Origin of the sequence: Bradyrhizobium sp. KB893862 SZCCT0404, assembly GCF_018130885.1 — a bacterium.
Classification (GTDB): domain Bacteria; phylum Pseudomonadota; class Alphaproteobacteria; order Rhizobiales; family Xanthobacteraceae; genus Bradyrhizobium; species Bradyrhizobium stylosanthis.
The window spans coordinates 92,888-102,334 of sequence record NZ_JAFCLT010000019.1; the positions used below are offsets into that span (position 1 = coordinate 92,888).

9 protein-coding genes are annotated in these 9,447 nt (G+C 64.8%); 7 read left to right on the top strand and 2 right to left on the bottom strand.

What is annotated here, in order from left to right:
• Positions 1-142 precede the first annotated feature (142 nt).
• Both JQ617_RS39050 and JQ617_RS39055 read right to left on the bottom strand, forming a co-directional pair.
• Positions 143-1,042 (bottom strand): EamA family transporter, encoded by a 900-nt coding sequence (locus tag JQ617_RS39050; protein WP_212030987.1) that lies wholly within the window; start codon positions 1,040-1,042, stop codon positions 143-145.
• Positions 1,043-1,221: 179 nt separating this feature from the next.
• Entirely contained in the window at positions 1,222-1,656 is a 435-nt protein-coding gene (locus JQ617_RS39055; RefSeq protein WP_063692863.1) for a MarR family winged helix-turn-helix transcriptional regulator, read from the bottom strand.
• A gap of 179 nt (positions 1,657-1,835) precedes the next feature.
• On the opposite strand from JQ617_RS39055, the gene JQ617_RS39060 reads away from it, so the two are divergent.
• From JQ617_RS39060 to JQ617_RS39090, 7 genes are all read left to right on the top strand, one after another.
• The gene (locus tag JQ617_RS39060) at positions 1,836-3,020 is read left to right on the top strand and encodes a substrate-binding domain-containing protein (RefSeq protein WP_212030988.1); all 1,185 of its coding nucleotides are present in this window, start codon (positions 1,836-1,838) and stop codon (positions 3,018-3,020) included.
• 153 nt (positions 3,021-3,173) lie between these two features.
• Entirely contained in the window at positions 3,174-4,688 is a 1,515-nt protein-coding gene (locus JQ617_RS39065) for an amidase (protein WP_212030989.1), read from the top strand.
• Positions 4,689-4,718: 30 nt separating this feature from the next.
• Positions 4,719-5,576: a branched-chain amino acid ABC transporter permease gene (locus JQ617_RS39070; protein WP_063692866.1), complete on the top strand. Its 858-nt coding sequence runs from the start codon at positions 4,719-4,721 to the stop codon at positions 5,574-5,576.
• Positions 5,577-5,580: 4 nt separating this feature from the next.
• On the top strand, positions 5,581-6,798 hold the full coding sequence (locus JQ617_RS39075) for a substrate-binding protein (RefSeq protein WP_212030990.1): 1,218 nt from the start codon (positions 5,581-5,583) through the stop codon (positions 6,796-6,798).
• Positions 6,799-6,804: 6 nt separating this feature from the next.
• The gene (locus tag JQ617_RS39080) at positions 6,805-7,899 is read left to right on the top strand and encodes a branched-chain amino acid ABC transporter permease (RefSeq protein WP_212030991.1); all 1,095 of its coding nucleotides are present in this window, start codon (positions 6,805-6,807) and stop codon (positions 7,897-7,899) included.
• On the top strand, positions 7,889-8,620 hold the full coding sequence (locus JQ617_RS39085) for an ABC transporter ATP-binding protein (protein ID WP_212030992.1): 732 nt from the start codon (positions 7,889-7,891) through the stop codon (positions 8,618-8,620). The genes JQ617_RS39080 and JQ617_RS39085 overlap by 11 nt, the downstream gene beginning before the upstream one ends.
• Entirely contained in the window at positions 8,613-9,308 is a 696-nt protein-coding gene (locus tag JQ617_RS39090; protein WP_212030993.1) for a branched-chain amino acid ABC transporter ATP-binding protein, read from the top strand. Before JQ617_RS39085 ends, JQ617_RS39090 begins: the two co-directional genes overlap by 8 nt.
• The last annotated feature ends 139 nt before the right edge of the window (positions 9,309-9,447 follow it).

Consider the following 9,447-nt stretch of genomic DNA (forward strand, 5'->3'; position numbering starts at 1 on the left):
AGCCGTCCGAAGGACGGCGTCGCTTCCGCTCGCCTATGACCCGGTCATCCACGCCTTTCTCCCAGCACGAAGAACGTGGATGCCCGGGACATCTATCGCGAAGACGCGCTTCGCGCTTTCGCCCGGGCATGACGGCTAGAGTTCAGGCCCCCACCAGCACCGCCACGCCGACCACGATCAGCGCGATGCCAAGAATTTCGCGCGGCGCGATCGGCTGCTTGAACGAGTAGTAGGCGACGCCTTGCGCGAACAGCACCTCGATCAGCGCGAGCGTGCGGACATTGGCGGCCGCCGTCAGCGCAAACGCCAGAAACCAGAACTGCGAGGCGAAGGCGCCCGTGAAGCCCGCCAGCATCGAGGGCCGCCACATCCCGAGGATGCCCCGCAGCACGTCCGGCGCGCGCAGAAGCAGATAGATCGTCAGCACCAGCGTCTGCACGAACAGGCCGAGCACCAGCGTGAACGACGACGCCGTCACGAACGACACATCAGGCACGGTGATGATGGCGCCGCGGAAACCGACGGCGGACAGCGCGAAGGCCGCGGCCGCAACGAGGCCGGTGATGGTCGGCTTCAGCTCGGCAAAGCTCTTCTGGCCGCCGGGCCGCAGCGCCGTGATGACGACGCCGACGGTCGCGATCACGATCGCCAGCACCTTCAGCCAGGTCAGGTGATCGCCGAGGAAGACGAAGCCGAAGATCGCGGTCTGGATCGCCTCGGTCTTCAGATACGCCGTCGTCACCACGAAGGAGCGGTCGTTCATCGCCAGCAGCATCAGGCCGGTCGCGACGATCTGGCTGAGCGCGCCGAGCAGCAGCCACGGCCAGAACACCGACGGCGGCATGCCGATATGATCGCCGGTCGCGACCAGCACCACCCCCAGGAACAGCAGCGAGAACGGGAAGCCGAACAGGAAGCGGATATTGGTCGCGCCCCAGGTCCCCAGCGGCTTCGTCAGGGAGCGCTGCATTGCATTGCGCGCGACCTGTCCGAGCGCGGCAACGATCGTGAAGGGAATCCAGAGGCTGGTGACGCTGAGCATGGGCGGGGAGGCTGGCGGGATAAGGTCGGTCCAACCTGCAAGCTGCCGACCGCGCGGTCAACCGCGGGGATGTCATGGGAGCGATGCCCGCACCACAAGCTGCGGGGCCACCCCTGCAACGGCGGGCACATGCCGCGAAATCTAACGAGGATCTGCGAGGGCGCGCGCCGGACCGCCGCTCAATTCGAGCTGTCGATCAGGCTCTCCAGCAGGCGCTTCAGCTCGCTCGTCGACTTGTCGCCGTAGCTTTCCAGGATGTGCTCCTCCTGGTCCACCGCGAGCGAGTTGAGCCTCTTGCACAGCACCTTGCCGCGGTCGGAGATGAACATCAAAACCTTGCGGCGGTCGTTGGGGTCCTGCACGCGATAGACCAGCGTGTCCGAGACCATGCGGTCGATCATCTTGGTCAGCGTCGGATGGTTGAGCAGCACCGCGTCCGCAAGCTCGCCCATCGAATGGCCGTCGCCGTCCGACAGCACTTTCAGGATGCGCCATTGCTCGACCGGAACGCCCTCCTTGCTCAACCGGAGTTCCAGCTGCCGGTTGATCTCCCGGTTGGCTTGCGCGAGCAGATAAGCGAGGTGTTCGGTGATTGGAGCGTTGGATTTTGCCACGGCTAAGACTTCGTCTTGACCCAAATGAGTGAATGTCTTGCAATCAATGCTGCATCTATATGCACTTCAATTGTTGAATATTCAATATTTTCAAAATAGGATGATTGCCCAACAAAAGGGCGGAAGCCGCGGCCGCCTGCTCAATGGGCTTTCAAGTCTGGCATCAGACAGGAGTTGGCGTGCGCGCGACGGTAAATTTCCCGGCTCACGGCGGTCCGGCATTGCCGCCGTCCTTGCTGTTCAGGAATCTGTCGTCATCGGCGGCTGACGGCGCGCTGTCGCCGAGCGACCACGCCTTGTTCAGGCGGCGCGGCACCAACAAGCTCCGCGTCGGCGGATTCATCTGCTGCAGCGGATCGCCCGGGGTCTGGGGCCCCTGCGCCACCAACAGCGCCCAGCTTGCCGTTGCCGAGATCAACAAGCGCGGCGGCATCCTCGGCCGCGAGATCGAGCTGTCGATCTACGACGCGGGCGGGCCGCTCGACGAGGTTCTGAACCGGGCCGAGCAGGCCATCGCCTTCGACGAGGTCGATCTCATCGTGGGCCTCCATACCAGCGCGGTCCGTGTCGGCCTCCGCGACGTCACAAGGCGTCATCGCATCCCCTACATCTACACGCCGGTCTATGAGGGCGGCGAGCGGACGCCCGGCGTGATGGCGATCGGCGAGACGCCGCGCTGGCAGAGCCGACCGGCGATCCACTGGCTGGCCGACGTCAAGAAGGCAAAGCGCTGGTACCTGATCGGAAGCGACTATGTCTGGCCCTGGCAGTCGCACCGTGCGGTGAAGAACTACATCAGGGAAACCGGCGGTCATGTCGTCGGCGAGGAGTTCGTTCCGCTCGGCGAGGACAATCACGAGCCGCATCTGGCGCGCATCCGCGCCGCGCGGCCCGACGTCGTGCTGATCTCGCTGATCGGCACCGACAGCAGCACCTTCAATCGCGCCTTCGGCGAATGGGGCCTCGGCGCCACTACGCTGCGGCTGGCCGGCGCGATGGACGACACCGTGCTGCTCGGCATCGGCGCCGACAACAGCGAGAACATGTACTGCGCCTCGGGCTATTTCACCGGCACCGGGGCGCGCGCCAATGACGATTTCCAGAGCCGCTATCGCGCGATGTTCGGACCGAATGCTCCGCCGATCGGCTCGGTCGGGCAGTCCAGCTATGAAGGCATGCGCTTTCTCGAAGCCGTCGCGAACAAGGCCGGCTCGCTCGCGATGGGGCCGATGCTCGCGGCCGGCCGCAACATTTCCTATAGCGGCGCCCGCGGTCAGGTCACCGTCCGCAACGGGCACGCGCGGATGCCGATGCATCTCGCCGTGGCCGACGGTCTCGACTTCAAGCTGATCAAGCCGATCTGACGCGCGCGCGACGATCCGCGCACGCCCTCGATTCAAAATAATACTTGAAAAGGAAAATATTTCCGTTTTGAATGTTTCAGCGAGGCCGATCGTGCGCGTCGTGCACGGGCGGCCGCGCCCAATGCTTGTCTCAAGAAACTTCAGGAGAGCGCCGTGACAGTTGTCCTTCCCACGCCCGCCCAGCTTCGCAGTGTCGCCGAGCAGTGCGGCCTTTCGCTCACCGACGACGACGTCGCCTCGTTTCGCGGCCTGATGCAGGGCTCGATCGAGGCCTACAATCTCGTCGGCGCGATGCCGGACGAGCTGCCCGAAGTGAAATATCCGCGCACGCCGGGCTATCGGCCTTCGGCCGAAGAGAACCCGCGCAACGCCTGGTATCGCAAGTCCACCGTGAAGGGCGCGGCGAGCGGCAAGCTCAAGGGCAAGACCATCGCGCTGAAAGACAACATCATGCTGGCCGGCGTGCCCATGACCAACGGCTCGTCGACGCTGGAAGGCTACGTGCCCGATTTCGATGCCACCATCGTCACGCGCATGCTGGATGCCGGCGCCGAGATCAAGGGCAAGGTGCATTGCGAGCATTTCTGCCTGTCCGGCGGCAGCCATACCGGCTCCTTCGGGCCGGTGCACAATCCACACAAGATGGGGTACTCGGCCGGCGGCTCGTCGTCGGGCTCGGGCGTCGTGGTCGCGCTCGGCGAGGTCGACATGGCAATCGGCGGCGATCAGGGCGGCTCGATCCGCATGCCGTCCTCGTTCTGCGGCATCTACGGCATGAAGCCGACCTGGGGACTCGTGCCCTATACCGGGATCATGCCGATCGAGATCTATGTCGACCACACCGGCCCGATGACCGCGACGGTTGCCGACAACGCGCTCCTGCTCGAAGTGCTCGCCGGCGACGACGGCTACGATCCGCGGATCAAGGCCCCGAAGGTCGAGGAATACACCAAGGCGCTCGGTCAGGGCGTCAACGGCATGAGGATCGGCATCGTCAAGGAGGGTTTCGAGCAGCCGACCGCAGAGGCGGCGGTGAACGAAAGCGTGCGCGAGGCGGCAAAGCGCTTCAAGGATCTTGGAGCCAGCGTCGAGACGGTGTCGATCCCGATGCATCTGCTGGGCGGCGCGATCTGGACCCCCATCGGCACCGAAGGCCTGACCCAGACCATGATGTTCGGCGACGGTTACGGCCTCAGCCGCGGCGATCTCTATTCGACCTCGCTGATGGATTTTCATCGCGGCTGGCGCCGGCAGGCCGACTCGCTGTCCGAGACCACGAAGCTGTTCATGATGCTCGGCACCTACATCAACAACAATTTCGGTCCACGCTTCTACGGAAAGGCGCTCAACATCTCCCGCCGGCTGACTGCGGCCTACGACAAGGCGTTCGGCGACTACGACCTGTTGCTGATGCCGACCACGCCGATGAAGGCGACCAAGCTGCCGGAGCCCAATGCCAGCCGCGAGGAATACGTCGCCCGAGCGCTCGAAATGATCTCCAACACCGCGCCGTTCGACATCACCCACCATCCCGCGATGTCGCTGCCCTGCGGCATGGTGGACGGCCTGCCGGTCGGCCTGATGCTGGTCGGCCGCATGTTCGAGGAATCCACCATCTACCGCGCCGCCCATGCGTTCGAGCAGATCGGCGACTGGAAGAAGATGTGAACGTGGCATTGATGCAGGCGGCTCTATCGCATGGCTAACGCGTTCGTCGCGGCGTTCGAGATCCTGAGCTTCGGCGCGATCATCGTCCTGATCGTGCTGGGGCTCGGGATCATCGCCAGCATGATGGGCATCTTCAACTTCGCGCAGGGCGAGTTCGTCCTGCTCGGGGCCTACATCACCTATCTCGCCTACGCCAAGGGCCTGCCGATCTGGGCCGGCATGGTCGCGGCGCCCTTCGTCGTCGGCGCGCTCGGCTTCGTGCTGGAGGCGCTGATCATCCGCCGCTTCTATGCCGCGCCGATCGTCGCCATGCTCGGCACCTACGCGCTCGGTCTCATCATTCGCGAGGCCGTGCGCGGGCTGATCGGCGGCTTCTATCTCACCGTGCCCGAGCCGATCGGCGGCTCCATCGATTTCGGCACCATCCACATCTCGGCCTGGCGCTTCACCATCATCGTCATCACGCTGCTGGTGATGGCGGGCTGCTATCTGCTGCTGTCGCGCACGAGCTTCGGCCTGCGCATGCGCGCCACGCTGGAAAATCCCGCGCTGGCGCGCGCCTCGGGCATCTCGACGCCCCTGATGTACGGCGCCACTTTTGCTTTCGGCTCCGCGCTCGCCGGCCTTGCCGGTGCGCTGATCGTGCCGGTGTTCAGCCTCTATGCCGATCTCGGCCTGCGCTTCCTGATCCAGGGTTTCGTCGCGGTCATGGTCGGCGGCGTCGGCTCCTTCATCGGGCCGGTCGCGGGCGCCGGCGTCATCGGCACGCTCAGCGCCGCTTTGCCCTGGGTCATGGCGCCTGTCGTCGCCGACGTCCTCGTCTTCGTGCTCGCCATTGTCTTCATCAAATTCCGCCCGCAGGGCCTCATCGCTGGAAAAGGGGTTTAGTCACATGTTCGATCGCACTCAGCTTTCACGCCGCCGCTTTCTCTCCAATCTGGCCTTCGCGTCCGGTGCGGTCGCAACCGGCGTCGGAAGCTGGGTCGTCCCGGCACCCTGGGCGAATGCGGCCGAGGGGCCGATCAAGGTCGGCATCGCCACCGACCTCACCGGCCCGATCGCCTATGCCGGCAATGCCGATGCCAATGTCGCCAAGATGGTGATCAAGGAGATCAACAATTCCGGCGGCCTGCTCGGCCGTCCGCTCGAGTTGTACATCGAGGACACCGCGTCGAACGAATCGGTCGCGGTCGGCAACGTGCGCAAGCTGATCCAGCGCGACAAGGTGGACATGGTGCTGGGCGGCATCACCTCCTCGATGCGCAATGCGATCAAGGATCCGATCGTGGCGCGCGGCAAGACGCTCTACATCTATCCGCAGCTCTACGAGGGCAAGGAGTGCACGCCCTATCTGTTCTGCACCGGCCCGACGCCGGCGCAGCAATGCGACGAGTTCATTCCCTGGCTGATCAAGAACGGCGGCAAGAAGTTCGCGCTGCCGAGCGCCAACTACGTCTGGCCGCACACGCTCAACGTCTATGCGCGCAAGGTGATCGAGGCGAACGGTGGCGAGGTCGTGTTCGAGGAATACTATCCGCTCGACCAGGTCGACTTCTCCGCGACCGTCAACCGCATCATCTCCAACAAGGTCGACGTCGTTTTCAACACGGTCATCCCGCCCGGTGTCGGCCCGTTCTTCAAGCAGCTTTATGAAGCCGGCTTCCTCAAGAACGGCGGCCGTCTCGCCTGCGTCTACTATGACGAGAACACGCTCAACATCAACCAGGCCGCCGAGATCGAGGGGCTCGCGAGCTGCCTCGACTATTTCAAGGTGCTGACCAAGGAGAACTCGTTCGACGCAAAAATCCAGGCGGCCTACGAGAAGGACTTTCCGGGCAACTTCCTGTTCGCCGCCGGCAGCGCCGCCACCGGCACCTATCGTGGCCTGAAGCTGTGGGAAGCCGCGGTCAAGGAAGCCGGCAAGATCGACCGCGAGTCGGTCGCGGCCGCGCTCGACCATGCCAAGATCGCCGAAGGTCCCGGGGGACCGGCCGAGATGGTACCGGGCAAGCGACACTGCAAGATGAAGATGTACACCGCCGTCGCCAAGGGTGGGAATTACGAGATCGTCGCGCGAAGCAATGGCCTCGTCGATCCCAAGGAATGCTGAGGCAGAATGCCGAAGTCGATGAGTGTGGTAAGAGAGGCCATCGCCGGCGACGAAGCGGACGACGCGATGGCTGAACGCGTGGCAGCGGGACAGGCCAGGGAACAAGTCAAGGCAGGACGAAAGGTCCTGCCGATTGTCGAGGGCGTGGTGCTCATCGCCGCGCTGTTCGCGCCGCTGGTGTTGCAGGATTATCTGACGGTGTTCGCGACGCGCGTGATCATCCTCGCGCTGTTCGCGCTGTCGTTCGATCTGGTCTGGGGCTATGCCGGCATTATGAGCTTCGGCCAGGCCCTGTTCTTCGGCTCGGCCGGCTACGGCGTCGCGCTGCTCGCGCGCGACCTCGACATCACCAACATCTTCCTGGTGCTGCCGGCGGGCACGCTGATCGGCCTCACCTTCGCGCTTCTGCTCGGCGGCTTCCTGCTGCTGGGGCGGCATCCCTCCAGCGTGATCTTCGTCTCTCTCGGCACGCTCACCGGCTCCTACGCCGCCGATCGCCTCGCGCGCGGCTGGTATTATCTCGGCGGCCAGAACGGCATTCCCTCGATCGCGCCGATGTCGCTCGGCGGCTACGAGTTCACGGAAGGGCCTGCCTTCTACTATCTCGTGCTCGGCATCCTCGTCGCGGTCTACCTGCTCTGCCGCTTCCTGGTGCGCTCGCAGTTCGGCCTTGCGCTGGCCGGGCTGCGCGAGAACGAGCAGCGCATCGCCTTCTTCGGCTACAAGGCGCAGCACCTCAAGGCGATCATCTTCGCCATCGGCGGCGCCATCGCGGGCCTCGCCGGCAGTCTCTATGCGTTCCACGAAGGTTTTGTATGGCCCAACATGGTGGGCGTCGTGGTCTCCACCCAAGTGGTGCTCTACGTTTTGTTTGGTGGTTCCGGCACGCTGATCGGCGCCGTCATCGGCACCGTGATCGTCGAGGGCGTCAGCTTCTGGCTGTCGGACAATTATCGCGACATCTGGCCGATCATTCTGGGATTGCTGCTGTTGCTGGTGATCCTGTTCCGGCCGCTGGGCCTGATCAGTTTTGTCCTGGGCGAACGCGAGCGGGTCGGAAGCTTCGGTGCCAGGGTCAAGGAGAAGCGCAATGCTCCTTGAAGCTGCCGGCATCAAGAAGGTCTTCGGCAAGCTCACCGCGCTCGACGGCGCCGCGCTCGCTGTCCGCGAGAACGAGTTTCACGGCCTGATCGGCCCGAACGGCTCCGGCAAGAGCACGCTGATGAAGTGCATCGCCGGCGCCGAGGTGCCGACGCAGGGCAGGGTGAGCTTCATCAACACCGACATCACCGCGTTCACGCCGACCGAGCGTGCCCGGGCCGGCATGAGCCTGAAATTCCAGATCACCAGCGTGCTGCCGTCGCTGACGCTCTACGACAACATCCTGCTGGCGCTGCAGGCGCAGTCCTCGCTGTTCGACCTGGTGTTCTCGCGCACGCGACGTGCGCTGCACGACCAGGTCATGGCCATGCTGAGGCAATTCCGCCTCGCCGACCGTGCCTTCGACCCGGCTGCCGCGCTGTCGCACGGCCAGCAGCAATGGCTGGAGATCGCGATGGCGCTGGCGGGCAAGCCGAAGCTGCTGCTGCTCGACGAGCCGACCGGCGGCATGAGCCTGGAGGAGCGCCGCGTCACCGGCGAATTGCTGCAGCCGATCAAAAAGCACTGCTCGCTGGTGATCGTCGAGCACGATCTCGATTTCATCCGTGACATCTGCGACCGCCTCACCGTGCTCGACCAGGGCAAGGTGCTGGCCTCCGGCACGGTGTCCGAGATCCAGGCCAACACATCCGTTCAGGAGATCTATCTGCGCCGTGCCTGAATTTTTGGACATCAAGCATCTCGACGCCGGCTATGGCCGCAGCCAGGTCCTGTTCGACGTCACCCTCGGCATCCCCTGGCGGGGGGGCGTCGCCGTGCTCGGGCGCAACGGCGCCGGCAAGACCACGCTGATGAAGACCATCGTCGGCGAGCTGCCGGCGTGGAAGGGCGAGGTCGGCTTCGACGGCCGCGACATCAGCCGCCGCGCCACCCAGGAACGCGTCCGCGCCGGCATCGGTTACGTCCCGCAGGAGCATTCGGTGTTCGCGCGCCTGTCGGTGCGCGACAATCTCGCCGTCGGCTCGCTCGCCAACAAGGATGCCAACGCCGTCGATCGCGTGCTCGCCATCTTCCCAAAGCTCGGCCAGCGTCTCGATCAGCCCGCCGGCACGCTCTCCGGCGGCGAGCGCAAGATGCTCGCTATCGGCCGCGCCATGCTGGGCGATCCCAAACTGTTGCTGCTGGACGAGCCGACCGAAGGCGTCTGGATCGGCGTCATCGAAGAGATCACCGAGCGCCTGATCGAGCTCGCGAAGAGCATCGCGGTGATCATCGTCGAGCAGCACCTCGACCTCGCCCTGCGTGTCGCCGACTACGCCTACGTGCTCGATCGCGGCCGCGTCGCGCTGCAGGGGCAGGCGGGAGATGTGCGCGGCAATCCGGAGCTGATGCGGTACCTGGCGCCGTAGGCGGGGGTGCGGCCGAGGCGCGGTACTCTCACTCCGAACTCAACTGTCATGCCCCGCGAAGGCGGGGCATCTACCGTGATGTTCGTCAAGAGGTCGATCAGGGGCAAGAGTGCGGCATCGTGCTCGCCGGTCAAGGCGA